General features: G+C 62.7%; 28 protein-coding genes. 14 read left to right on the top strand and 14 right to left on the bottom strand.

What is annotated here, in order from left to right; genetic code table 11:
- Positions 1-44: 44 nt before the first annotated feature.
- Together CUJ91_RS20550 and CUJ91_RS20545 are read right to left on the bottom strand one after the other, a co-directional pair.
- Complete coding sequence (locus CUJ91_RS20550; RefSeq protein WP_114158009.1) at positions 45-1,931, bottom strand: TRAP transporter large permease; 1,887 nt, start codon at positions 1,929-1,931, stop codon at positions 45-47.
- A gap of 62 nt (positions 1,932-1,993) precedes the next feature.
- A complete protein-coding gene (locus CUJ91_RS20545; protein WP_006049393.1) occupies positions 1,994-3,019 on the bottom strand; it encodes a TRAP transporter substrate-binding protein in 1,026 nt (341 codons plus the stop codon).
- 198 nt (positions 3,020-3,217) lie between these two features.
- Here CUJ91_RS20545 and CUJ91_RS20540 point away from each other — a divergent pair, with 198 nt between their 5' ends.
- The 3 genes from CUJ91_RS20540 (at position 3,218) to CUJ91_RS20530 (ending at position 5,904) form a co-directional block, all read left to right on the top strand.
- A complete protein-coding gene (locus CUJ91_RS20540; RefSeq protein WP_053859449.1) occupies positions 3,218-4,273 on the top strand; it encodes a LacI family DNA-binding transcriptional regulator in 1,056 nt (351 codons plus the stop codon).
- A 160-nt stretch (positions 4,274-4,433) separates the two neighbouring features.
- Complete coding sequence (locus CUJ91_RS20535; protein WP_053859450.1) at positions 4,434-4,751, top strand: ArsR/SmtB family transcription factor; 318 nt, start codon at positions 4,434-4,436, stop codon at positions 4,749-4,751.
- Between the two features lie 91 nt (positions 4,752-4,842).
- Positions 4,843-5,904, top strand: coding sequence for an alkene reductase (locus CUJ91_RS20530; protein WP_114156980.1), 1,062 nt, complete (start codon positions 4,843-4,845; stop codon positions 5,902-5,904).
- A gap of 150 nt (positions 5,905-6,054) precedes the next feature.
- Here CUJ91_RS20530 and CUJ91_RS20525 read toward each other — a convergent pair whose 3' ends face one another.
- The 3 genes from CUJ91_RS20525 to CUJ91_RS20515 form a co-directional block, all read right to left on the bottom strand.
- The gene (locus CUJ91_RS20525; RefSeq protein WP_114158008.1) at positions 6,055-6,582 is read right to left on the bottom strand and encodes a GNAT family N-acetyltransferase; all 528 of its coding nucleotides are present in this window, start codon (positions 6,580-6,582) and stop codon (positions 6,055-6,057) included.
- Positions 6,583-6,636: 54 nt separating this feature from the next.
- The gene (locus CUJ91_RS20520; RefSeq protein ID WP_006049388.1) at positions 6,637-7,098 is read right to left on the bottom strand and encodes a VOC family protein; all 462 of its coding nucleotides are present in this window, start codon (positions 7,096-7,098) and stop codon (positions 6,637-6,639) included.
- Between the two features lie 66 nt (positions 7,099-7,164).
- Positions 7,165-7,422, bottom strand: coding sequence for a hypothetical protein (locus CUJ91_RS20515; protein ID WP_006049387.1), 258 nt, complete (start codon positions 7,420-7,422; stop codon positions 7,165-7,167).
- A 182-nt stretch (positions 7,423-7,604) separates the two neighbouring features.
- Here CUJ91_RS20515 and CUJ91_RS20510 point away from each other — a divergent pair, with 182 nt between their 5' ends.
- Entirely contained in the window at positions 7,605-8,018 is a 414-nt protein-coding gene (locus CUJ91_RS20510) for a hypothetical protein (protein WP_006049386.1), read from the top strand.
- Positions 8,019-8,107: 89 nt separating this feature from the next.
- Here the strand turns inward: CUJ91_RS20510 and CUJ91_RS20505 are convergent, their stop codons facing one another.
- Positions 8,108-8,335 carry a DUF2795 domain-containing protein gene (locus tag CUJ91_RS20505; RefSeq protein ID WP_006049385.1) on the bottom strand — a complete coding sequence of 76 codons (228 nt, stop codon included), beginning with the start codon at positions 8,333-8,335 and terminating at the stop codon, positions 8,108-8,110.
- A gap of 208 nt (positions 8,336-8,543) precedes the next feature.
- Here CUJ91_RS20505 and CUJ91_RS20500 point away from each other — a divergent pair, with 208 nt between their 5' ends.
- From CUJ91_RS20500 to CUJ91_RS20490, 3 genes are all read left to right on the top strand, one after another.
- Positions 8,544-10,709, top strand: coding sequence for a response regulator (locus tag CUJ91_RS20500; protein WP_029966218.1), 2,166 nt, complete (start codon positions 8,544-8,546; stop codon positions 10,707-10,709).
- A gap of 62 nt (positions 10,710-10,771) precedes the next feature.
- Positions 10,772-10,987 (top strand): FmdB family zinc ribbon protein, encoded by a 216-nt coding sequence (locus CUJ91_RS20495; protein ID WP_114156979.1) that lies wholly within the window; start codon positions 10,772-10,774, stop codon positions 10,985-10,987.
- Positions 10,988-11,076: 89 nt separating this feature from the next.
- Complete coding sequence (locus CUJ91_RS20490) at positions 11,077-11,652, top strand: low affinity iron permease family protein (RefSeq protein ID WP_006049382.1); 576 nt, start codon at positions 11,077-11,079, stop codon at positions 11,650-11,652.
- Positions 11,653-11,721: 69 nt separating this feature from the next.
- Here CUJ91_RS20490 and CUJ91_RS20485 read toward each other — a convergent pair whose 3' ends face one another.
- The 5 genes from CUJ91_RS20485 to CUJ91_RS20475 all read right to left on the bottom strand — a co-directional run bounded on the left by CUJ91_RS20485 (position 11,722) and on the right by CUJ91_RS20475 (position 13,765).
- On the bottom strand, positions 11,722-12,015 hold the full coding sequence (locus CUJ91_RS20485) for a DUF6723 family protein (protein ID WP_029966222.1): 294 nt from the start codon (positions 12,013-12,015) through the stop codon (positions 11,722-11,724).
- Between the two features lie 166 nt (positions 12,016-12,181).
- Entirely contained in the window at positions 12,182-12,307 is a 126-nt protein-coding gene (locus CUJ91_RS35130) for a hypothetical protein (protein WP_006049380.1), read from the bottom strand.
- Between the two features lie 68 nt (positions 12,308-12,375).
- A complete protein-coding gene (locus CUJ91_RS20480; RefSeq protein ID WP_114158007.1) occupies positions 12,376-12,804 on the bottom strand; it encodes a GFA family protein in 429 nt (142 codons plus the stop codon).
- Between the two features lie 67 nt (positions 12,805-12,871).
- Positions 12,872-13,024, bottom strand: coding sequence for a DUF6496 domain-containing protein (locus CUJ91_RS34460; protein ID WP_006049378.1), 153 nt, complete (start codon positions 13,022-13,024; stop codon positions 12,872-12,874).
- Between the two features lie 195 nt (positions 13,025-13,219).
- Complete coding sequence (locus CUJ91_RS20475) at positions 13,220-13,765, bottom strand: DUF4142 domain-containing protein (RefSeq protein WP_029966227.1); 546 nt, start codon at positions 13,763-13,765, stop codon at positions 13,220-13,222.
- A 206-nt stretch (positions 13,766-13,971) separates the two neighbouring features.
- On the opposite strand from CUJ91_RS20475, the gene CUJ91_RS34455 reads away from it, so the two are divergent.
- Positions 13,972-14,142: a hypothetical protein gene (locus CUJ91_RS34455; RefSeq protein WP_167450662.1), complete on the top strand. Its 171-nt coding sequence runs from the start codon at positions 13,972-13,974 to the stop codon at positions 14,140-14,142.
- Positions 14,143-14,214: 72 nt separating this feature from the next.
- Entirely contained in the window at positions 14,215-15,303 is a 1,089-nt protein-coding gene (locus CUJ91_RS20470) for a glycosyltransferase family 4 protein (protein WP_053860752.1), read from the top strand.
- Between the two features lie 52 nt (positions 15,304-15,355).
- Here the strand turns inward: CUJ91_RS20470 and CUJ91_RS20465 are convergent, their stop codons facing one another.
- Positions 15,356-15,763: an Hsp20/alpha crystallin family protein gene (locus CUJ91_RS20465; protein ID WP_053859453.1), complete on the bottom strand. Its 408-nt coding sequence runs from the start codon at positions 15,761-15,763 to the stop codon at positions 15,356-15,358.
- Positions 15,764-15,792: 29 nt separating this feature from the next.
- Positions 15,793-16,233, bottom strand: coding sequence for an Hsp20/alpha crystallin family protein (locus CUJ91_RS20460; protein WP_006049373.1), 441 nt, complete (start codon positions 16,231-16,233; stop codon positions 15,793-15,795).
- Positions 16,234-16,496: 263 nt separating this feature from the next.
- Between CUJ91_RS20460 and CUJ91_RS20455 the strand changes: the two genes are divergently transcribed.
- Together CUJ91_RS20455 and CUJ91_RS20450 are read left to right on the top strand one after the other, a co-directional pair.
- Positions 16,497-16,952, top strand: a complete 456-nt coding sequence (locus CUJ91_RS20455) for a hypothetical protein (RefSeq protein WP_051153846.1) — start codon at positions 16,497-16,499, stop codon at positions 16,950-16,952.
- A gap of 145 nt (positions 16,953-17,097) precedes the next feature.
- Positions 17,098-17,379 carry a hypothetical protein gene (locus tag CUJ91_RS20450; RefSeq protein ID WP_053859455.1) on the top strand — a complete coding sequence of 94 codons (282 nt, stop codon included), beginning with the start codon at positions 17,098-17,100 and terminating at the stop codon, positions 17,377-17,379.
- A gap of 19 nt (positions 17,380-17,398) precedes the next feature.
- On the opposite strand, the gene CUJ91_RS20445 is transcribed toward CUJ91_RS20450, so the two are convergent.
- Positions 17,399-19,810, bottom strand: coding sequence for a hybrid sensor histidine kinase/response regulator (locus CUJ91_RS20445; RefSeq protein ID WP_114156978.1), 2,412 nt, complete (start codon positions 19,808-19,810; stop codon positions 17,399-17,401).
- A gap of 316 nt (positions 19,811-20,126) precedes the next feature.
- On the opposite strand from CUJ91_RS20445, the gene coxB reads away from it, so the two are divergent.
- Genes coxB through CUJ91_RS20430 form a run of 3 tightly spaced genes read left to right on the top strand, consistent with a single transcriptional unit; the run spans position 20,127 to position 23,805 of the window.
- On the top strand, positions 20,127-21,212 hold the full coding sequence (gene coxB, locus CUJ91_RS20440; RefSeq protein ID WP_114156977.1) for a cytochrome c oxidase subunit II: 1,086 nt from the start codon (positions 20,127-20,129) through the stop codon (positions 21,210-21,212).
- On the top strand, positions 21,209-23,158 hold the full coding sequence (ctaD, locus tag CUJ91_RS20435) for a cytochrome c oxidase subunit I (RefSeq protein WP_114156976.1): 1,950 nt from the start codon (positions 21,209-21,211) through the stop codon (positions 23,156-23,158). Before coxB ends, ctaD begins: the two co-directional genes overlap by 4 nt.
- Entirely contained in the window at positions 23,155-23,805 is a 651-nt protein-coding gene (locus CUJ91_RS20430; protein WP_114156975.1) for a cytochrome c oxidase subunit 3, read from the top strand. The genes ctaD and CUJ91_RS20430 overlap by 4 nt, the downstream gene beginning before the upstream one ends.

Raw genomic sequence — 23,805 nt, 5'->3', positions numbered from 1 at the left:
GCGGCAAAAATGCAGCGCCCGAAGGTCGAACGGAAAGACAGCAGTTAGAGAAAGCCGGTTGAAATCCAGGGTATCGCGGCAACGACAATCAGCCCTACGATCAACGCCCCCATATAGCTGACGATAGGACGGATGCCCGCATCGGGACTGACCTTGCTGATCGCACACGCGGAGTAGTAGCCGACACCGAACGGCGGCGAGAAGAGGCCCACACCCATCGAGAGAATCACCACGATCGCGTAGTGAACTTCATGCACGCCCGCAAGCCGCGCGATTGGAAACAGCAACGGTCCGAACAGGACGATCGCCGGAATGCCTTCGAGCACGCTGCCGAGCATCACGAACACGACGATCGACACGGCCAGAAAACCGTATGCGCCGCCGGGCATTGCACCCATCCATTGCGCCAGGTCCTGCGAGAAACCCGATTGCGTGAGGGCCCATGCCATTGCAGTGGCGCAGCCGATAATGAACAGAATCGCGCCCGACAAAGTGGCTGCATCGACAAGCATGCGGGGAAGCCGCCGCCACTCGAAACGGCGATAGATAAGGAGGCCGATCAGCATCGAGTAGGCGATGCCGATGGTCGACACTTCCGTAGCGGTCGCGATGCCCTCGACCACCGCGGCCCGGATCACGAACGGCAACGCCAGCGCGGGCAGCGACACAATAAAGAGCCGGCCTATCTGCCGCTTGCTGAAGCGCTGCGTGCCGCTCAAATCCTCCTTCCGATAGCGCCACCACACGACGACGCACAGAACGAGCGCGAGCACGGCGCCCGGCAACATCCCCGCAGTAAAGAGCGCGGAAATGGAAAGCCCGGTGACGGAGCCAATCGTAATCAGCACGATGCTCGGCGGAATGGTTTCGCTTTGCGCGCCGGTGGTGGCAAGCAGGGCGACGAGGTCGCCCTCGGACGCGCCGCGCTTTTTCATCTCGGGAAACAACACGGGCGCGATGGCGGCCATATCGGCCACTTTGGAACCGGAGATGCCGGACACGAGATACATCGCACCGATCAGCACAAACGACAGCCCGCCGCGCACATGACCGACAAGGCTCGCGAGGAACTGGATCATCGCGCGCGCCATGCCTGTCATCTCGATCAGCAGGCCGAGAAAGACGAACAGCGGCACCGCCAGCAGCACGAGATGCGACATGCCTTCGTCCATGCGCCCCACGACCACTTCCAGCGGAGTGTAGGTCGACAGGCCTAGATAGCCGAACGTGGCGAGTGCGAACGAAAAGCCGATTGGCACGCCGGAGAAGATGCCGATTGCGACCACGCCCACAAAGAAGATGATCAGATTCGCCTTGCCGAGCGTCTGGAACCACGGTCCTGCCCACATCGCCGCTGCGCCGAAAAGCGCCGCGATCACCAGAGCGATAGCGACGTCGCGCATGCGGCAAGTCTGTGCAAGCCGCATCACGCCGACGACCAGCATCAGCGCGGCGCCAATCGGCAATGCAAACGCACGCCACGCATTGCTGATCTGCAAAGCAGGCGTGACGATGGCCGCTTCCCCGGATGCGTAGTTATAGGCGGGCGCAACGAGCAGCGCGAGCAATGCGACCGACGCGGCAACGGCAAGCGTGTCGACAAATGCGCGGCGCTCCGCCGATAACCGGCTGACGAGCGCGGTCATACGCATGTGTTCGCCGCGTCGCAATGCGAGTACGGCGCCTAGCATCGCGAGCCAAAGGAACAGGATGCCGGCCAGTTCATCCGACCACACCAGAGGTTGATGCAACGCGTAGCGCGATACCACGCCCGCGAGCATCACCACGATTTCCACAGCAAGCAGCAGCGCCGCGCACACTTCGACGACCGAAATCAGGCCGCGGTCGAGCGCCTTCAGCCAGCGGCGCGGCGTGCTCACCGTCGGCAACGGCACAGCGGCCTGCGCCGCGTTCAATACGTGATTCGACATGCTGCCATCTCCTCGCGGCCGTGCGCCGCGCGTCGTCCGATGCTTGCCCGCGCGGTGTTGCATCAGGCCAGTTTGCCGACCGATTGCTCGAGCAGGTCCCACGCCTCATTGCCGAACTTGCCTTTCCATTGCGCGTAGAAACCCGCTTGACGCAGCGCCGCGCGAAACGAATCAGGCGCGGGCCGGTTGATCGCAAGGCCCTTGCTTTGCAGATCGGCGACCGCCGCGTCGTTGAGCTTGCGCACATCGTCGCGCTGCTTCAGCGCGCACTGATTGAACGCGTCGCTCGCAATGCCTTGAAGGTCTTTCGGCAGACGCTGCCATGCGCGCGGATTCAGTACGAACCAGTAGCCGTCCCACATGTGATTCGTCAGTGAGCAGTACTTCTGCACTTCGTAGAGCTTTGCGACCTGCACGATAGGCAGCGGATTTTCCTGCGCATCGACAATATGTGTTTGCAGCGACGAATACACTTCGCTGAATTGCAAACTGGTCGGTGCGGCGCCGAGCCCCTTGAACATGTCGATGCTGAGCGGGCTCACCGGCACACGAATCTTCAGTCCGCGCATGGTCTGCGCGCTCGTGATCGGTCCGTTGCTGGTGGTCGTCTGACGAAAGCCGTTGTCCCACATCTTTTCAAACGACTCCAGTCCGGCCTTTTGCATCGCCGCGCGCACATAAGCGCCGAGCTTGCCGTCCATCGCGGCCCACACCTGGTTGTAGTCGTTGAACGCAAAGCCAACGGCGTTGATCGCAACCGACGGCGCGAGCGTCGATACGACGAGTGCGGAGGGCGTGAACATCTCAATGCCGCCGCTGCGCACCTGCGCGAGCATGTCCGTATCGCCGCCGAGCTGGTTGTTCGGGAATATACGGATCTCCATGCGCCCCTTCGACGCCTCGCGGATCTGATTGGCCGCCTCCTGCGCCCGAACGTTCAGTGGATGCGTAAGCGGCAGGTTATTGCCGTACTTGAACACGAACTCCGGGCCGGATGCAGCACGCACGATCGCCGGAAAGCCGAGCGCGCCGGCCATCGGCGCGGCGGCTGCGGCACGCAGCAATGCGCGTCTCGCGAGGTTGGTCATTTGAGTGTCTCCTTGCTTATAATTGATGTGACTGACGAATCCATCAAAAAACATCATCACCTGCTGGCAACGCTCCGACTTCCGATCGGCTGCGTTGATCTGTCGTGCGATAGCTGCAAGACTAGGCGTGCGCGGCAATCGCTGTCAAACCGCGAACCTGATGGTTTTTGATGGACTTCCAATCTGCGAAGGACGGTTATGGCCGATCCGGTTAACCTCATCACCGCCGCACGCGCCCGCATTCCGGATATCGCGCGCGCTGCGGGCGTCTCCACTGCCACGGTGGATCGTGTGCTCAACAGGCGCGAAGGCGTGCGCGCCGTCACCGCACGGCGTGTGCTGGAGGCGGCCGCGCAACTCGGCTATCTGCTCACACAGGAAGCGCCTGCTGCGGCCGCTTCCAGACCCATGCGCATCGCGTTTCTGCTGCCCGCCGGCACGAATCGCTATTTGCACATGCTGGGCGACTATATCGACTTCGCGCACGATCAATGGAACGCGCTCGACATGAAGTGCCGCGTGCATTACGTCGAAAGTTTCAACCCTAAAGAACTGGCCGACCGTCTGCTGCATTACGGACAACGCGCGGATGGCGTCGTGTTCATGGCGCTCGAGCATCCTGTGGTGCGCGATGCAGTCAATGCGCTGGCCGACCAGGGCGTGCCCGCGATCACGCTCATTTCGGATCTGTCGAATGCGCGGCGTCTCGCTTACGTGGGCATCGACAATCGTTCGGCGGGACGCACCGCGGCACTGTTGCTCGGTCGTTTCATGGGTCCTCGGCCGAGCGGAAAGATCGCAATGCTAGCGGGCAGCCTCAACTATCGCGGACATGAAGAACGCGAGATCGGCTTTCTTCATCTGATCGAATCCACCTTTCCGCAAGTGCGCGTCATCGGACTGCGCGAAGGACAGGACGATAGCGAGCGCAACTATATGCAGACGCGCAGGCTGCTCGAGCAGCATCCGGACCTCGCCGGCATTTACAACAGTGGCGGCGGATCGGATGGCGTGGCGCGCGCAATCGTCGAAGCGCGCTCGGAACAGAAGATTCTTTTCGTCGGGCATGGGCTGACGCCGGACACGCGAGCCTTGCTAATCGACGGGACCATGGACGCATTGATCACGCAGACTCCGCAGGCCATGGTGGGAAACTGTCTGCGTATTTTCCGCAACGTGCGCGACAAGCGCGATGCAATGAGCGACGTGAAGCCCGTGCAGTTCAGCATCGTGCTGCGCGAGAATCTGCCCTGATAGGCGGCCCTCATCCATTCCCCCACCCCCAGTAGTGCCTCAACACATATCGTTAAAATCCGATATATACTTCGTCCAGTAGCGATGCAGACGTAAGGCAACGCGACGCATCAACGCGCCGCGCGCCTGCTCATTGAAACCGCATGACGGTAGTTGACGAATGAAACGAACCCCCATCGCGCCGGACATGGACGCGATACACAAGGCGCTCGCCAATCCGGTGCGTCGCGAGATTCTTGGCTGGCTGCGCGAGCCGCATGCGCACTTCGCCGATCAGGAACTCCCGCTCGACCACGGCGTATGCGCAGGCAAGATCGACGCGCGCTGCGGGCTCTCGCAGTCCACCGTGTCGGCCCATCTCGCCGCGTTACAGCGCGCGGGACTGGTCACGTCGAAACGTGTGGGGCAATGGGTGTTCTTCAAACGCAACGAGGCCGTTATTCAGGCGTTTCTCGAGCATATGAACTCGAAGCTCTGAGTCGTCCGGCATCGCCGCTTTCCGTCACTTTCTTGTTGTCACGCAACTCTTTTCGGCAAGGCGTCCGCGCCTCCGCCAAAGGTGAATATTTATGCCGACTCTTTTCGATCCGCTGCAAATTGGCGACCTCACGCTGTCGAACCGCATCATCATGGCGCCGCTCACGCGTCAGCGCGCGGAGGAAATCCGCGTGCCGAACGCGCTGATGGCGAAGTACTACGCCGAGCGCGCAACGGCAGGGCTCATCATCAGCGAAGCCACTTCCGTCACGCCGCAGGGCGTGGGTTATGCAGACACGCCGGGCATCTGGTCGCAGGAACAGGTAGAAGGCTGGAAGCTCGTCACGCAGGCCGTGCACGCTGCCGGCGGCAAGATCTTCCTGCAACTGTGGCACGTGGGCCGCATTTCCGATCCGCTGTTTCTGAACGGCGAGTTGCCGGTCGCGCCGAGCGCGATTGCCGCGAAAGGCCACGTGAGCCTCGTGCGCCCCGAGCGTCCGTATGTGACGCCGCGCGCACTCGAACTCGATGAAATCGCGGGCATCGTTCAGGCCTTCCGCAAAGGCGCGGAAAACGCGAAAGCCGCGGGCTTCGACGGCGTTGAAGTGCACGGCGCGAACGGCTATCTGCTCGACCAGTTCCTGCAGGACAGCACCAATCAGCGTACCGACGCCTACGGCGGCCCGATCGAAAATCGCGCGCGTCTGCTGCTCGAAGTCACCGACGCCTGCATCGACGTGTGGGGCGCACAGCGCGTGGGCGTGCATCTGGCGCCGCGCCGCGACTCGCACGACATGGGCGATTCGAATGCCGCGGCAACCTTCGGCTATGTGGCCCGCGAACTCGGCAAGCGCAAGATCGCGTTCATCGCCGCACGCGAAGCGTTGGGCGAAGATCGCCTTGGCCCGCAGTTGAAGAAGGCATTCGGCGGCCCGTACATCGCGAACGAAAAGTTCACGAAGGAAACCGCGCAGCAAGTACTCGACGCAGGCGAAGCCGACGCGGTGGCCTGGGGCCAGTTGTTCATCGCGAATCCCGACCTCGTGCGCCGCTTTGCGACGAACGCGCCGTTGAACAAGCCGGACCCGGCTACGTATTACGCTCGTGGCGAGACGGGTTATGTGGATTATCCGGCGCTGGAGACGGTGGAATAAGCGGTGGAATAAGCAGTAAAGCAAGAAGATTCGCTGCTGCAAACATGTAGTGAAAAGCGGCGGGTGTCATCGGAGCATGTGCAAAACTCCGGCGACGCCCGCCGCTTTTTTTGCTCTGCGTCGCGCAAAGCGTGCACGTCAAAAACCGCATCAACCGAGATCGCGTCGCATGAAAACGCGCTTCGATTCATCAAGCCCTCGCGCAATATGCGCATCGCGCCGCGCAATCAGCGCGTCATCAAGCTCGGCTTGTTCGATATCGCGGAAGCCGAGTCGCCGGTAATACGGCGCATTCCACGGCACGTCGCGATACGTCGACAAAACAAGCTGCATGAGCCCGCGCGAACGCGCCAGTTGCACGATTTCTTCGATCAACGCCGCGCCGATGCGCCGCCCGGCGTGCGAGGTCAATACATCGAGTTCCTGAATGTAGATGCGCGCCGGTTGCGGCTCGAACATCAGGAATCCGGCGCGCGTTCCATCGCTATCCACCGCGACGATAATCTCCTGCGCCGCAATCTTGCGCTCGACCACGGCAAGGCTCATCGGCGGCGCATCCGCGATGCCGGTCATGCCGACGCTCGCGAAGCGCGCGCCCGCTTCGAATTCGATCGCGCGAATGGTTTCTGCATCGTCCGCTTTTGCAAAACGGAAACTGACGCCGGCCGGTTGTTGCATGTGAATCGGAACAAAACCGGCGCGGTTAATCTCAGGCTCGTTACGCATATCCCGCTATATCCAGCCTTCGATTTTCAAGCCGCTCACGCGCTCCGCTTCTTCGCGCGAAACGGCGCGCACGGTCTGCCCGAAACTCCAGATATGTCCTTCGGGATCGCGCGCCGCATAAACACGGTCGCCATAAAACTGATCCGCCGGTTCGCGCGTGATGACAGCGCCCTCGGCCCGCGCGCGGGCGCAATGTTCGTCGATGCCTTCGCTTAGTTGCACGTGCACCGACTGCGTATTCTTCCCGCCGACCGATACAGGACTCACGGAGTCTTCCGACCATTCGCGGCTAATCATCACGTAGCTATCGCCGAAACGCATTTCCGAATGAGCGAGTTGCCCGGCGTCGTCGGTAATCACCATTTGCCGCTTGAAGCCGAAAGCCCGCTCGAGCCATTCGAGCGCGGCGAACGGGTCCTGGTAATAGACGGCCGCGCCCAATGACGGCCGATGCGTCGATTCACTCATGACAAGTCCCTTGCAAACCGGAGCCCGAGCGCGGCGCTCCTGCAATTTAACTGACACGACGACGCGTTATTGACTCCCGGAGGCCGCGGACGCCGCGCTGCCCGATTGGCCCGAAGCACCGGCCGCCGCCGTATCGCTCGCGCGTTTCGCGGCGTCGCTCTCACCGCTCGTTCCATTCGCGCCCGCCGAATTGCTCATCACACCGCTGCTGGCGGAACTCGTAGTGTCCTTGTTCGCGTCGTCGACCTTCTTGCAGCCGGACGCGCCCATTGCCAACGCGGCAATCGATACGGCCAGCAACGCGCCTTTCAGATTCGAATGCATGGTAGCACCGTTCGGTTCGCCGTCGCGCGAGGCACGGCTTGGGTTAGTCGATGTCAGCCACGCGCAGCATCGCTCATGCCCGCACGTATGCGCGACAGGTCGTACGCTACCGCGGCAAGCGGCTTGCTGGGAAGCTAGTCTCGCCCGCAAATCTGGCGATGCCACTAAAAGGAGAACCGATCATGCTGCTCAGCGACGAAGAACTTGCGCGCCTCGAAGGCGTTGCGCCTTTTCTCGAGAGCGAGGCAAAGACGTCGCTCAACTTTGCGCCTGACTACGAAGTGACGGCTGAATTCGCGGCGCATCTGCAGCCGGGCCTGCGCATTCGCGCGGCCAATCAGGACTCAGGCGATGCCGACGCGCCGCCTTATCCGCTGAACCTGTTCGTCGGCTTGCCGCTCGACGAATTGCGCGAACTCATCGAAGCCAAAGACAGCGCACGCGATGCAATGATCGCGCGCTTCGGCGCGTCGTTCACGCCGCGTCTGTTGCGTGCAATCGAAACCGAGACGCCGGGCGCGATCAATCTCGATGCGGGCGTGCAGAACGAGGCGGGCACGCTGTCGGTGATGCTTGCGGAGCTTTCGCAAACATGACGCAACGCGAACCGTTGCTGCTTGTAGTTCGTTCCGTCGCTTGCAGATTTGACAGCGGCCGCGGCCTTGCACGCCGCGGCCGCGCGAGGTCACTCGTTGCCCACGCCCTTCGAGACTTCCGCCGGACTGCCGTACTCCTGTTCCGGCAAACGTTCGAGCGCGTCGAGCACTTCGTCGTCGGCGCCGTTGCCTTTTGCGGTGTCCAGCAGACTCGCCTTGTCGGCGGGATACGAGGCGCCTTTCAGCGCCTTCTGGACATCGATGAATTTGCGAATCGGACCGCCGTTGGAACTGGTCGAATTGCTATTGGACGCCATATGCATCTCCTTGAGGTTCGTCATCGGGTGGCAGACGGTGCAGCATCGCGCGTTCCTCGCGCGCGTTCACACGTCGCGTGGCAGCGTCGCATGCAAACGCACTCTTTCGCCGTGTCAGGAATGAATCTGGCTGCAGCCATCTATAGGGCCGCCGCGGTACGGGCGGCCCGGTTTCTTCTTCTCAAGCAAGCAAGCAAAGGATCTTGCCGTGAGCACTGCGGACCGCGAAGCCATTCTTGTCAACCAGCAAGCGATTCTGGCGCGATTCGGCGAGCTTGCGTTGCGTTCCGACGATCTCGACGAGATCCTCACCGAGGCCTGCCGGCTCGTGGCCGAAGCGCTGCAAACCGACATGGCGAAGGTGATGGAACTACAGAAGGACCGCGTCACGCTCGTCGTGCGCGCGGGAGTCGGCTGGCCGCCGGGCGTCGTCGGCGAGGCCAGGGCGCGCGCCGAGCGCGGCTCGTCCGAAGGCTATGCGCTGCAAACCGGCAAGCCCGCGATCTCGCCCGACATCGCCAATGAAAAGCGCTTCCGCTACTCGCAGTTCATCGTCGATGCGGGCGTGAAGGCGCTGATCAATGTCGTGATTCTTGGCGGAAAAGACCGGCCCGCGTATGGCGTGCTGCAGGTGGACAGCCGCAAGCCGCGCGACTTTAGCGACGTGGACACCGAGTTCCTGCGCTCGTACGCGAACCTGCTTGCCGCCGCCGTCGAACGGCTTCGCATCGCCGCCGAAACGCGCAAGCACGCGACCTCGCTGCGCGAAAGCGAAGAGCGTTACCGCATGCTGGCGACGCAGATTCCGCAACTGGTCTTCACCTGCACGAGCACGGGCGAGCGCACGTGGGACAGCCCGCAATGGACCGAATACAGCGGACTGCCGGAGAAGAACAGCCGCGGTCTCGGATGGCTCGATGCGATTCATCCCGAGGACCGCGACGCGACCATGGCGGCATGGACTTCGAGTGAGGCGCAAGGCGAATATGCGGTCGCGCATCGCATCCGTCGCGCGGACGGCGCGTACCGCTGGTTTCAGACGCACGCGAGGCCGGTGCGCCCCGAAGGACGCACGGTGACGTGGCTCGGCACATCGACGGATATCGAGGACCAGGCTCGCATACGCGAAGCGCTGGAACGCAGCGGCGAGGAACTCGAAAGACGCGTGTACGAGCGCACGGCCGAATTGCAGCAGGCACTCGACACGCTGCATGTGGAAGCGCGCGAACGTTCGCGTGCGGAAGAACGTCTGCGTCACAGCGAAAAGCTGAAGGCGATCGGCCAGCTCACAGGCGGCATCGCGCACGACTTCAACAACATGCTGCAAGCGATCATGAGTTGTCTCGGCCTGATTCGCGTGCGCATGCAACAAGGCCGCCCAAGCGACGTCGTCACGCTTGTCGAGCGCGCGGAAAAAGGCGCGGTGCGCGCCGCGACTCTCACGCACCGTCTGCTCGCGTTCGCTCGCCAGCAAACGCTCGAGCCGCGGCTCGTCAGCCTCGACGCGATCGCGCACGACATGGAGGACATGATCCGCCGCGTGGTCGGCGCGAGCATCAACGTCGAGCTGAAACTCGGCGACGGCGTGTGGCTCGTGCAATGCGACCCGAACCAGATGGAAAGCGCGCTCGTGAACCTCTGCGTGAATGCGCGCGACGCGATGCCGGACGGCGGCTGGCTCACCATCAGCACGAGCGAAGTGATCCTGAACGAAGCCGAGGTGGCCGACTTCGAGGACGCGCTGCCCGGACGCTACTGCTGCATCGCGGTATCCGACACGGGCACCGGCATGTCGCAAAAGATCATGGAGCACGCGTTCGAGCCGTTCTTCACGACGAAGCCTTCGGGCCAGGGCGTCGGTCTCGGCCTGAGCCAGATATACGGCTTCGTCAGACAGTCCGGCGGAATCGTGCAGATGCAGACTGCGGTCGGCAAAGGGACGACGGTGCGCCTCTACATGCCGGCCTCGGTGCAACGCGAGGATGTCGAAGAGCACAGCACTGGCCCCGGCAAAACCATCATGCTCGTCGAGGACGAAGAGATCGTCCGCGAAGTTACCGCCGAGCAATTGAGGGAACAGGGCTATCGCGTACTCGAGGCCGACAGCGGAGCCGCGGCGCTGCGGCTGCTGCATGCGGGCGCGCGTTTCGATCTGCTGATCAGCGACGTCGCCCTGCCCGGCGCGCTGAACGGCCGCCAGGTCGCCGAGTCGGTGAGACAGCGCTATTCGCGGATGCCCGTGATACTCGTCACAGGCTATGCGCCGGGCGATACACCGTCCGATATGGAAGTGATCAGAAAGCCCTTCTCTCCCGAAGTACTCGCCGCGCGCGTGCGCGCTAAACTGGAGCAATCGCAAGCCGGCGTCGACTAAACGACGCAGTCGCCCCGCGCGGCGATCGGCACTTAAATTTTTCGTCTCGCAGATCGACACCCATGCCAGTTTATGACTACCAGTGCGCCGAATGCGGCAACTTCGAAACGGCGCGCCGCATTGCCGAGCGCGATGAACCCGCGCCCTGCCCGCAGTGCGGAAACGCTGCCGCGCGCGTGGTGATCGGCGCACCGTCGCTCGGCGGCGGCTCAGCCGATTCGAGCGACGACGCGGGCAGTTACGGCATGCGCCATCGCGGCGGCTGCTCGTGCTGCTGAAGCATTTTTTCGTATTACCGGAAGCTGCTTGCGCGAACCCGGCACGAACTGTGCTGCGCGTTCGATAGAATCATTCCGGGAGAAATAACATGAGACCAGCAGAAGCGCGCTCCAGCTCGGACAGCATCAACACTATTCCGCCGACCTCGAGCCCCGCGTACGCATCGCGCAATCCGGTCACGCGCGCATTCGACGTGTTCGCCAGTTCAGTCACGCGGATCGCGGGTTCGCCCATCGCATTCGGCCTCGCGCTCATCACGATAGTCGTTTGGGCCGTCACGGGACCGGTCTTTCATTTTTCCGACGCGTGGCAACTGGTCATTAACACGGGCACCACGATCATCACGTTCCTGATGGTCTTTCTGATCCAGCAAAGCCAGAACAAGGACAGCGTCGCGATGCATCTCAAACTTAACGAATTGCTCGCGTCGCATCGGGCGGCGAACAACCAGTTGATCGGTATCGAAGACGCTTCCGAAGACGATCTGCGGCGGCTCGCGGCCGCGTACCTGCGGCTGGCAAGCCGCGTCGGCGCGCATGGCAGGGAGAGCGTCGATGTGGATGCGTGTGTGGAGAAAACCGCGGCGGAGAAGGCTCGGAACGAGGGGAACAACGAAGCGAAAAGCGAAGCAAAAACCGAAGCCAAGGAAAGCGAACGCGCCTGATCCCGCGCCTCACGCCTGCAATCTCATGCGCGGCCTCGCACGCCGCGCGCCCCGCTTCGCTTCACGCATTCACGGCTCCGGGTTCAGCAAATCCGCCGCGACCAGTTCCGCGCCCTTGCGCGCGGCAGCCTCGCGCGCTTCCAGCGCGGTCTCGAATGGACCGATCATCGGCGCGCCGTCGTAAGGGAAAATCACGCGGTCATCCGTCGTCCTCACGACCTTCAGGTCGCCGGTGAACGTGCCGGTCGCCGTGCGTCGATACGTCGGGTAGATCCTGTAATCGCTCGCGGTGGTGGGCGCACCGTCGGGCGATGCGAAGTCCCGCAGCGAGCTATTGCGAAAGTGCAGCTTCCTTCTCACCATCTCAATCCCTGCAATTGCTATCGTCGACTGGTTAGGGGCCTTGTAAAAAATCACATGGCGATGGCGCATACGCGGACACGGCGCGCATCCAATGCGCGCCGCGCTCTGTCGTCACACGGGCTGCCGGCGTGTCAAAAGCGAACGCCGGCAAGCCTGCTACAGCGAATCAGGGCTGACGTTGTCCGCCCTGGTGCTGCGGCGTCTTCTGCTGGTTCTGCTGTTGCTGGCCGCTCTGCTTGCCCGCATTCTTCGGATTACCAGGTTGTGTATTGGATTGCTTCGGATCGCTCATCTCTGCTCCTTGGTTTGCGAAAGTAGTGGCCGGAGGCACCGGCGTTCTGCACTGCATGCTTTACGCGACTATTCAGGGCTTTCCTCCTCATACTCGGTACGCACGCCCTTAGGCAGCCACGGTTCCTTGCGGCGGCACCACAGTTCGTAAGTAGGTTCGTAAAGCCCGACGTTATCGAACGCGCCGAGCGGCACGTCCAGTTCATCGCTTCCCAGATATTCCATGAAGGCCACCGACCCGCACGTCGGGCAAAAGTATCGGCGTCCTTCCGCCGAACTTTGCCAGGCCTGCACGTGACCGGTGAACTCGACAGCGTCGCGGGCGAACATCGCATAAGCGCCGAATGCGCTGCCGTGAACGCGGCGGCACGTCATGCAGTGACACAGCGATACGCGCCGCGGTCGAGCCGTGACGCGAAACCGCACCGCTCCGCATGCGCATCCGCCTGTCTGTTCAGCTTGTCCGCTTTGTGTGGGTTCACTGTCTTGCGTGCCCATGCTGTCGCCTCCGGTCCGAGGTTGCGGTGTCGTCGTGTCGAGCGCCATTCGTGCGCCATTCGGCGCGTTACTTGTCGCTCTTCTTCGGAATCTTTGCGCCCGATTTACGGGCCTGGTTCAACGCAATGGCGACCGCCTGCTTACGCGGCTTGCCATGTTTCGTTTCGGTCTTGATGTTGTGCGACACCGTTTCCTTGGATGTTCCTCTTTTCAGCGGCATGATCTTCTCCCGTCAGTTGACGCGTTGATCGGAACGCAGCGGGCCGGCTGGCCGGCCTCGGCTGCCATTACCGCTACGACTCAAACTACCATTCAAACGCAGCACGCCACGTGCCACATGGCGTGCTGCGCGAGGCCGGCGTCGACGGAGCGCGGGCTTGCCGCTTCGCGCGGCTCCATCGGCGGGAAGCAGGCGTTACTGCTCCGAGACGCCCTTCTTCGACGCGAGTTGCTGGGCGCGCTGGTAGTGCTCCTTGATGGTCGGCAGCGCCTTTTGCGCGGCCTGCTTGAGCTTCGCGTTCTGCCCGTCGGCAATTTCCTTTTCGAAAGCCGCGATCGTCTTCTTGTGGCCTTCAAGACCGAGCTTCTGGATATAAGCCTGATCGAATTCCTTGCCCTTGAGCGGCTTGAGCGCGTCGAGCACGCTCGTGTCGGAATTGTCCTTCGGCACTTCGACGCCGTGCGGTGCGGCCATCTTCAGTTGGACCGTCAACTTCGTGTGGTCGAGCATCATGTGATGCGCGAACGACTTCACGTCCTTGTCGCTGGAGTTGCTGGTCGCGAGTTTTGAAGCGTCGATTTCCGTCGACGAAGACATCGAGGCGGCCTGAACGAAGTCTTTGTCCACCTGCGAGAGCGGATTCGCGGCGGTGGTGGAAGCGGCTTCCGTCTGCGCGTTAGCAGCGACCGGAACCAGGCTGAAACAACCGCACGCTAGTGCAATTACTGTCATCTTCTTCATGCGTTTCCTCACTTGTTCGAACGGGGTAGCCAGGGTGGCGCAATGTTCGTTGCGACACCGGTAGGCCAGCAACCCGCATGCCGCGGCGCGTCAAGCAGACGAATTTTTCGCGGCCTGCCACGCGAACGCCGGACCAACGCATCGCACCGCTCGGGACCGTGCCTTGCTGATTGCACTTGCCTTCCAACCAACCGAGGGAGAACGCAATGGCAACCAAACCGAACGACCCGAACAAGTCCAACGAGTCCACGCAAAACGATTCCGGCGAAGGAACATTTGAAACCGATGTGTCGGAAACCGGCGAAGACGGCACCACTGTCCGGCAAGCGGAAGTGAAGGAAAGTGACTTGTCGGAAGTGAAAAAAGACCAGTCGTAAAGCGTGTCGCGATGGCCGCGTGCGCGCTTATCGCGGACGCGGCCACAACCCAACCTGATGACAAGATTGCCTGTGAGAATCGCTCAAGTCGCACCTCTCTACGAAAGCGTTCCGCCTTTCGCCTACGGCGCCACCGAGCGCGTGGTGTCCTACCTGACTGAAGAACTCGTTCGACGAGGCCACGAACTCACGCTATTCGCCACGGCGGATTCGCGCACCGCCGCGCGGCTCGTGCCGATCTGCGAGCGGGGACTATGGCGCGATAGCGCGGTGTGGGACACGCTCACGCATCATGTGCGGCAGCTCGCGCGCGTCGCGGATCTCGCGCATGAATTCGACGTCGTGCATTTTCACGGCGATCCGCTGCACTTTCCGCTCGCGCGGTCGCTGCCATGCAAGTCGCTCACCACATTGCACGGGCAATTACTGCCGGTGGATCACGGACCGCTGTTTCGCGAATTTGCGTCGGCGCCGCTGGTGTCGATCTCCGACGACCAGCGCAAGCCCGTGCCCTTCGCGAACTGGCAAGCGACCATCCATCACGGCCTGCCGCGCGACGAATTCGAATTCGAGCCGCGTGCGGGCTCGTATCTGCTCTTTCTTGGCCGCATCATGCCCGGCAAGCGGCCCGATCTCGCCGTCGAAATTGCAAGGCGCGCGGGGCTGCCGTTGAAGATGGCCGGCAAGGTTCACCCCGGCGAGCGCGAGTACTTCACGGAGCAAATCGAGCCGCTGCTCGAACGTTCGCGCGACTTCACCGACTATCTCGGCGAAGTGGGCGGAACATTGCGCAAGGAACTGATCGCGAATGCACGCGCGCTGATCTTTCCGGTCGAATGGGCCGAGCCGTTCGGCATGGTGATGATCGAGGCGATGGCATGCGGCACGCCGGTCATTGCATTCGGACGCGGCGCCGTGCCCGAGGTGCTGGAGCACGGCGTCAGCGGCTTTATCGTCGATAACGTGGAAGAGGCTGTGCAGGCAGTCGCGCGCATCGGCGAACTGGATCGCGCGCAATGCCGCCGCGCTTTCGACGCGCGCTTCACGGCCGCGCGCATGGCCGACGACTATCTGCGCGTGTACGAGCGCATCGTCGCGGGCACGCGCGCGGCCGTGCCGGCGTCGGACAGCGATGCCGACGCACAGCAGGTATGCGGCTAAACATCCAACGGACACAAACCGCGGCCCTAACGCACGGGCCGCGGCATTGCCATTAGCCGACGTTCACCTCAATCCGCCGTGGCCGCGCTTCTTCGCGCCGCGGAATGACGAGCTTCAGCACGCCATCCTGCAGGTTCGCTTCGATCTTCGACGTGTCGAATTCCGCACTCAGCGTGAACGAGCGCGAGAAATGCGGCGCGCGGATTTCCGCGTGTTGCAGGCGCAAGCCGGCGCGCGTCGGCACGCTCGCTTCCGCTTCGATATGCAGATTGCCGTCGTGCACGCGCACTTCCAGCTTCTCTTTCGACACACCCGGCAGATCCGCCCACAGCGTCACGCCATGCGCGTTCTCGATCACGTCGACGGGCGGCGTGAGCGTCGTGCGCGGCTCGGCCGGTTCGCGCTCGCCGCGCGCGACGGGCTGCTGCTCCTTCTGAACTACATCGGTCGTATCGTTCATGATTCCCTCCATCATCGGTATCGGTGAGATCACTGAATGGCGATTGCGCGAGGCTTGGACGATTCGCGCTTGCCGACGCTAATCGACAGGCAGCCGTTCGTATAGCGGGCTTCCACCTTGTCGGGATCGGCCTGCTGCGGCAATTCGATCACGCGGCGAAATGACCCGGTGAAACGCTCCTGCGCGTATTGACGGGTCGACTCGTCCGCCTCCGGCGCGATGGATTTGCGCTCGCCGGCAATCGTCAGCAAGCCCTTGTCGATCGACACGTCGAGTTGCGACGGATCGATGCCCGGCGCGAACGCGACGATCTCAATGGAATCGTCGGTGGTGCCGATATTGATTTGCGGAAAAGCCGCGAGGCGGCTCGAGCGGATGCTCGAAGGAAAACCGCCGAACAGCGCCGACATCTGCTGCTGCAGACGGTCGAACTGGCTGAACAGGTCGGTCGCGAAGTAAAGGTCGCTCATGATCGTTTCCTCCTCGGTAGTACCGGGGCGAGGAGAGGACGGCACTGCACACTGCACTCCGCCTGCCCGCAGCCCCTGACAGACAAATCGAACACGCAGCGCATTGCAGAAACGGCGCGTCTGCATGATCGCAACTCACTGAACGACTTCTAAAATAAATCCGCGCGCAACGATTTCAAGACCCTTCACGCAAATTTCCGGACTTGAAAAATAGCGGCGCAGCCACATAGTTGTGCGAGATCAAAAAGTGTCGGAGAAAAGGCATGGAATTCGATTCAGACTGGCTCACTCTTGGTCGTCACCGTGTGTCCCTGCGCTCGCCAAGAGGATTTCCCACCGAGGGAATGCGAACCGCCGTCGACGTGATACGGATTGCGATAGAGAACAACATGAGCGCCCGCGCGCGCCTCGTCGATGTTGCGGTGCGAGAAGAGAAAACCTACGACGTCTCCGTCGGAACGACCTTCGCGGAAGACCGGCTGTGCGCTCCGCAACTGGAAGCCGCGATTGCCACCGTGCTCGGCTTGCTGCCCTCGCAAGTGCGCATCTTCGTGACCGTCGTGACGCAAGAAGAAGTGGACCTGCACTTCGGCGTGTACGAGCGGATGCTGGCCGAAAAAATCAGCGGATTGCCGCCGATCCGGCGCGGCACAGAAGACGCTCTACGCGATATGCGCAGCCAGTCGCGCGTCGACGCGTCGCCGGTAGACAGAAGCTAGGTCCGGTGGCCGCTAGAGACCAGCCTTAAGATTTCCTTCAGCATCGCGCGATAAATTCAAACGATAGATTCAAAGCAACGTCTGTCACCACGCGATACCGGCGAGCCAGCCTCGCCGTACATCAATAAAAATAGTGAGAGAACCCATGCCGAAGGCGAAAACAGCCGGCGCCGCCGCGGCGAATGCACGTCTTGCGTACGTGCTCGAACTCGCGCGCGGGTCTTCGCATATCAGCAGCACATTGAGTCGCGAAAGCGAACGGCGCGCGATTGCGGAAACGCTGACCGAGTTCTGCCAACTGTACGGCGAAAAGGAAGCGGCCGTCTTCCAGAAGCTCCTCGCAGACGAACTGCGGCAACGCGGCAAACGCGACGCCGCCGCCGCGGTCGCTCAGTTCAGATTCACGTGCAATACCTTTGGACGCTGACAGGTCGCGTGCGGTCCCGCTAGTCGTCGAAGCCGCGCAGCATCGCGCTCAATTCGTCGATGCTATACGGCTTGCGAAGCGCTCCCCAGCGAAAGGGCAAGGTGTCGACCGCGGGCATCTCGTGGCCGGACGCAAAGATAACCCGTAGCGTGGGCCGCAATTGCGTGGCGCGTTGCGCCAACTCGAGCCCCGGCATGACAGGCATCGACAGATCGGTGATGAGCACGTCGAATGGTTGCGCTTCAAGCAGGCGCAACGCCTCTTGCGGCGAACCGGTGACAACCGGATCGTGGCCGACGAGCTTCAGCAATTCGCCGATTGCCTCGGACGTGTCGATGTCGTCGTCGACCAGCAGCAGGCGCAGACTCGTCTCGCCGCCGGCCGGCTGCTGCGTTTCGTGGCCGCGGCTGCTGCTATTGCTGTTGCTATTGCTGTTCATGTGCGCATTGCTAACGCTGTGGGTATTGGTGTTGGTAGTGCGCACGAGCGGCGCAACGCCGAGTATCTGCCGGATCTTGTACGCCAGTTGTTCGCGGCTATACGGCTTGCTCAGCAACTCGACGCCGGGGTCGAGCCGCCCGCCGTGCACAATCGCGTTTTGCGTATAGCCCGATGTAAAAAGCACCTTCAGACGCGGCAACATCTGCACTGCCTGCGCGACCATCGCCGGACTGCGCAGCGGGCCGGGCATCACCACGTCGGTAAACAGCAGGTCGATATGCACGCCGCTGCGCACGACGGCGAGAGCCTGCTCGGCGTCGTTCGCCTTCAGCACGCTGTAGCCCAGACCGGAGAGCGTATCGACCACAGTGGATTGCACGTCCTTGTCGTCTTCCACGACGAGGATCGTCTCCGTTCCGCCGAGCAGCGTGACCGGCTGCGAAACCGGCGCCTCGACCGCTTCTTCCATCGAACGCGGCAGATAGATCTTGACCGTCGTGCCGTGTCCGACCTCGCTGTAAATCCGGATGTGACCGCCGCTCTGCTTCACGAAGCCGTAGGCCATGCTCAGACCCAGGCCCGTGCCCTCGCCTTCCGGCTTGGTCGTGAAGAACGGATCGAACGCGCGCTGCACGACTTCGGGCGGCATGCCCGTGCCGCTATCGGTCACGGCGAGCATCACGTACTGGCCTGCGGGCACGTCGGGAAAACCCGCGACGTAATGGTCGTCGAGCATCGCGTTCGACACTTCCATGGTCAGCTTGCCGCCCTCCTTCATCGCGTCGCGCGCATTGATCGCGAGATTGAGGATCACGTTCTCCATTTGATGCACGTCGACGAGCGTATTCCACAGGCCGCCCGCCACCACGGTTTCGATCTCGACGGTCTCGCCGAGCGCGCGGCGCAGCAGGTCGTCCATGCCGCGAATCGCGGAAGCGAGATTGATCACGATCGGCCGCAACGGCTGCTGACGCCCGAACGCGAGCAGTTGCGACGCGAGCTTCGCGCCGCGCTCCACGGCGTCGATCGCCTTGTCGAGACGCTCACGGGTCCAGCCGTCGCGCTTATGGCGGCTTTCCAGCAGTTCGAGGTTGCCGCGCAAAATCTGCATGACGTTGTTGAAGTCGTGCGCGACGCCGCCCGTCAGCTTGCCGATCGCTTCCATCTTCTGCGACTGCACGAGTGCGACGCGGGTCTCTTCGAGCAAGCGCGTCGCTTCCATTCGCTCGGTGATGTCGCGCGTAATCTTCGCGAAGCCGACCAGCGTGCCGTTGTGGCGGATCGCGTCGATCACCACATGCGCCCAGAAACGCGAGCCGTTCTTGCGCACGCGCCAGCCTTCCGATTCGAAGCGGCCGTCGCGGGCGGCGGCTTCCAGGCCGCGCTGCGGCAGTCCGCGCGCGGCATCTTCCGGTGTATAGAAGCGCGAAAAATGCGAGCCGATGATCTCATTCGCCGCATAGCCCTTGATGCGGTGCGCGCCCGAATTCCAGTTCGTCACGCGGCCTTCCGGCGACAGCATGAAGATCGCGTAGTCCGTCACGCCGTCGACGAGCAGCCGGAAACGCCGCTCGCTTTCGAGCACCGCGTCATGCACCGCTTTCTTGTCGGTCATATCGCGCACGATCTCGCCGAAGCCGAGCAGCGCGCCGTCGGACGAACGCAGCGCGGTCAGAACGACGCTCGCCCAGAACGCCTTGCCGTCCTTGCGTAGCCGCCAGCTTTCACCCTCGAAGCGGCCTTCGCGGCGCGCCGTGGCGAGCGCCGTTTGCGGCAGACCTTTGGCGCGCTGCTCGGCGCTATAGAAGATGTCGAGCGGCTGACCGATCACTTCTTCTTCGCTATAGCCGTGAATGGCTTCTCCGCCCGGATTCCACGAGCGAATGCGGCCGTCTTCCGACAAGCCGATCACCGCATAGTCGCGCAAAGACTGAAGCCATATATTCGCCCAGTTCTGAACGATGTCATCCGGCTCGTATGCATGCGCCATCAAGCTGCTCCTGGACAATAGGCCGAGGACCTGGCCTGCGATTCAATGCGCCGGAGACGGCGCACCCCGTGTTCTTGTACTGGTTTTCTGTTCTTTCGCACATAAAGCAGCGGCAAGCCGGGCTCTGCGGCCTCATGCGCATCGCAACATTTTATTAGCGAACGCCGGCGATATGAAGCGCTCTCGCCGCTCATTAAAGTAAGACGGGCGCGACTTCTGTAAGCGTTTGAAAGCGCCGCCGGCGCGGCCTCGCGCGAGGTACAGCGATTGCTAGCCAGTCGCAAACGTCCCCACCATCACGCCACCTCGCGCAAGCATGCACACAGGCCAAGCATCTCGACGCCGGCTGGACAACCCTGCTGGAAAGCGGCGGCATGCCTCGTGGCTGCTGCGGATCGCCGCGCTTTGCTGCTGCAGCGCAACGCTGAATGCACGGGCCGCACCCGCCCATGATGCGCTCAGCCCGGCAGGCGTGCAGGCGTCGCACATCTTCACGCTCTGGACGCTGACGCTCACGGTCTGCTCGCTCGTTTTCGCGGCCGTGCTGATCGCGCTGCTCGTCGCAATGGCGCGCGCGCCGCGCGTGAGCCGCGATGCCAGCCCCGACCTGGGCCCGCTCGAGCGTCCGGAGAAACGCGTGCGCCGCGTGGTCGGCGCGGCGTCGATTGCGTCGGTCGTACTGCTGTTTGGTCTGCTGGTCGCCGACATCGCGACCGATCGCGCGCTGTCGCGATTGCCCGTCGCGGACGCCGTCCATCTGGAGATGACCGGGCACCAGTGGTGGTGGGAAGCGCGCTACGCGGACGACACGCGCGGCGGCGGATTCGCCGTCGCCAACGAATTGCACATTCCGGTGGGACGGCCGGTGGTGATCTCGCTGAAGGCCGACGACGTGATCCATACCTTCTGGGTGCCGAACCTGCACGGCAAGAAGGACATGATACCGGGCCGCGAATCGACGATCGAATTCCGGGCGGACCGCGCCGGCACCTACCGCGGACAATGCGCCGAATTCTGCGGCCTCGAACATGCGTTGATGGCGTTCACCGTGGTCGCCGAGCCGCCGGCCCAGTACGACGCGTGGCTCGCGCGTCAGCGGGCGCCCGCGCCGCAGCCGGCCAACGCATTGCAGGCACAGGGCGAGCGCCTCTTCACGACCGGCAACTGCGCGGGCTGCCACACCGTGCGCGGCACCTCCGCCCACGGCGTGCTCGGCCCCGATCTCACGCACGTCATGAGCCGCCCGATGCTCGGCGCCGGCACGTTCGAAAACACGCCGGCCAACCTGGCGTCGTGGATCAGGGCGCCCGGCAGCATGAAGCCCGGCACGACGATGCCGGCGAGCCAGTTATCCGCGCAGGATCTCGATGCGCTTGTAGCATGGATGAGAACCCTTCAATGAGCGAACGTCATTCCACTTCCGCGCGCCCGATCGAGCATCTGGTGGACGGCCCCGCTGCCGGACCGCAGATCACCGAGGCACTCGCGCGCACCTGGAGCGATCCGCCCGGCTGGCTCGGCCGGCTATCGGCGATCAATCACAAGACCGTGGCGCGGCGCTTTGTCATCACCACGTTCGTGTTCTTCCTGCTTGCCGGCCTGCTCGCGCTTGCGATGCGCCTGCAACTCGCGCGGCCCGGCAATCGCCTCGTCGGCCCGGAGCTGTACAACCAGCTCTTCACGATTCACGGCACGACGATGATGTTTCTGTTCGCCGTGCCGGTCATGCAGGCCGTCGCCGGCTGGCTCGTACCGTTGATGATCGGCGCGCGCAGCGTCGCCTTTCCGCGGATGAACGCCTACGCGTACTGGGTCTTCCTGTTCGGCGGCGCGACGCTGTATGTAGCGTTTCTGCTCGGCGCCGGCCCCGACGCCGGCTGGTTCAGTTACGTGCCGCTCGCCGGACCCGACTATTCGACCGGCAAAGGCGTCGACATCTGGGCGCAGATGATCACTTTCACCGAACTTTCCGGCCTGCTCGAAGCGGTGGTGCTCATCACCACCATCTTCAAGATGCGCGCGCCGGGCATGTCGCTCAACCGCATGCCGCTTTTCGTGTGGGCCACGCTGATCACGCAATTCATGGTGCTGTTCGCGATGCCGGCGGTGATGCTGAGCAGTACCGCGCTGATTCTGGACCGTCTCGTCGGCACGCATTTCTACAACGCGGCGCGCGGCGGCGACGTCTTGTTGTGGCAGCACCTGTTCTGGTTCTTCGGCCATCCCGAGGTGTACCTGATCTTTATTCCGCCGCTCGGCTTTCTATCGTCGATCATTCCGACGTTCGCGCGCCGCCCCATTTTCGGCTATCCGGCGATGGTGCTCGCACTCATCACCACCGCGTTTCTCGCGTTCGGGCTGTGGGTGCATCACATGTTCGCGACGAGCATTCCCGCGCTCGGCAAGAGCTTTTTTACCGCGGCGAGCCTGATGATCGCCATTCCCTCCGGCGTGCAGATCTTCTGCTGGATCGCGACGCTCTGGACAGGACGCGTCAATCTGAAGACGCCCCTGTGGTTCGCGCTCGGCTTCTTCTTCATTCTCGTGCTCGGCGGAATGACGGGCGTGATGCTTGGTTCGGTCTCGCTCGATCTGCAGGTGCACGACACGTACTTCGTCGTCGCGCATCTGCATTACGTGCTGCTTGGCGGCGCGGTGTTTCCGCTATTCGGCGCGTTCTATTACTGGTTTCCGAAAGCGACCGGCCGAATGCTGAACGAGACGCTCGGACGCCTGCAATTCTGGCTGTTCTTTATCGGCTTTAACGTCACGTTCTTTCCGATGCACATCCTCGGTCTGCACGGCATGCCGCGGCGCGTGTGGACGTATCCGCATGCAATGGGCTGGGACGGCCTGAACATGACGGCGACGATCGGCGCGATAACGATCGCAGTGAGCGTACTGATTTTTATCGTCAATGTGCTCCGTAGCTATCGGCATGGTGCAATTGCGGGCGCCGATCCGTGGGGCGCGGGCACGCTCGAGTGGAGCACCGCGAGCCCGCCGCCGCCGCATAATTTCGACGCGTTGCCGGTGGTTCACGGACGCGATCCGCTGTGGGAACCAGGCGCGCAGCCGACGCATGTCAGCGGGCTCGCGGCCGAGTCGCGCGAAGTGCTGTCCACCACTGCACTCGATGCATTGCCCGACCTGCGCTTGCTGTTTCCGTCGCCGTCGATCTGGCCGTTTGTCAGCGCGGTGGCGACCACGGTGCTCTTCATCGGCTCGATCTTTTCGCCGTGGGCCGTGGTGTGGGGCTCGGTGCCCGTGATCGTCGCGATGATCGGCTGGTTCTGGCCGAATCGCGGGCAAAACCGGCGCGCGCTTCAGTTGGAGCAACGGCCATGACGGAGTTGCGCAAAGTGCCCGGCAATGCGGCGTTGAACGAACAGGGCACCGCGCCTGCGTTGATGCTGGACGTGCGTCATTTGCCGAGCTTCGGCTTCGGACATCGCAGCCTGATGTGGTGGGGCACCGTATGCCTGATGCTGATAGAAGGCACCGTGTTCGCCATCGCGGCAATGGCGTACTTCTATCTGCGCAGCCTCACCGCGCACTGGCCGCTCGACTCGGCGCCGCCCGCGCTGCTGTGGGGCAGCGTGAACACGGCGGTACTGTTGCTGAGCATGTGGCCGAATCAACTCGCGAAGCGCGCCGCCGACTGCGAGCAGCGCGGCCGCGCGCGGCTGTGGCTCGCGGTGTGTCTGCTGTTCGCCGTCGTGTTCCTCGTGATTCGCGGCTTCGAATTCGCGGCGCTCAACGTGAGCTGGTATGCGAACGCGTATGGCTCCGTCGTGTGGCTGCTGCTCGGTCTGCACACCACTCACCTGATTACCGACGCCGTCGACACCGCGGTCCTCGCCGTGCTGCTGTTCCCCGGACCATTCGAAGGAAAGCGTTTCGTCGATGTCAGCGAGAACGCGCTGTACTGGTACTTCGTCGTACTGAGCTGGTTGCCGATCTATGCGGTGATCTATCTTGCTCCCCGGTTGTGA

Source organism: Paraburkholderia graminis, from assembly GCF_003330785.1.
In the GTDB taxonomy this organism is placed as follows: domain Bacteria; phylum Pseudomonadota; class Gammaproteobacteria; order Burkholderiales; family Burkholderiaceae; genus Paraburkholderia; species Paraburkholderia graminis.
Note: the sequence above shows the minus strand (reverse complement) of the source record. Positions and strands in the feature narration are given on the sequence as shown.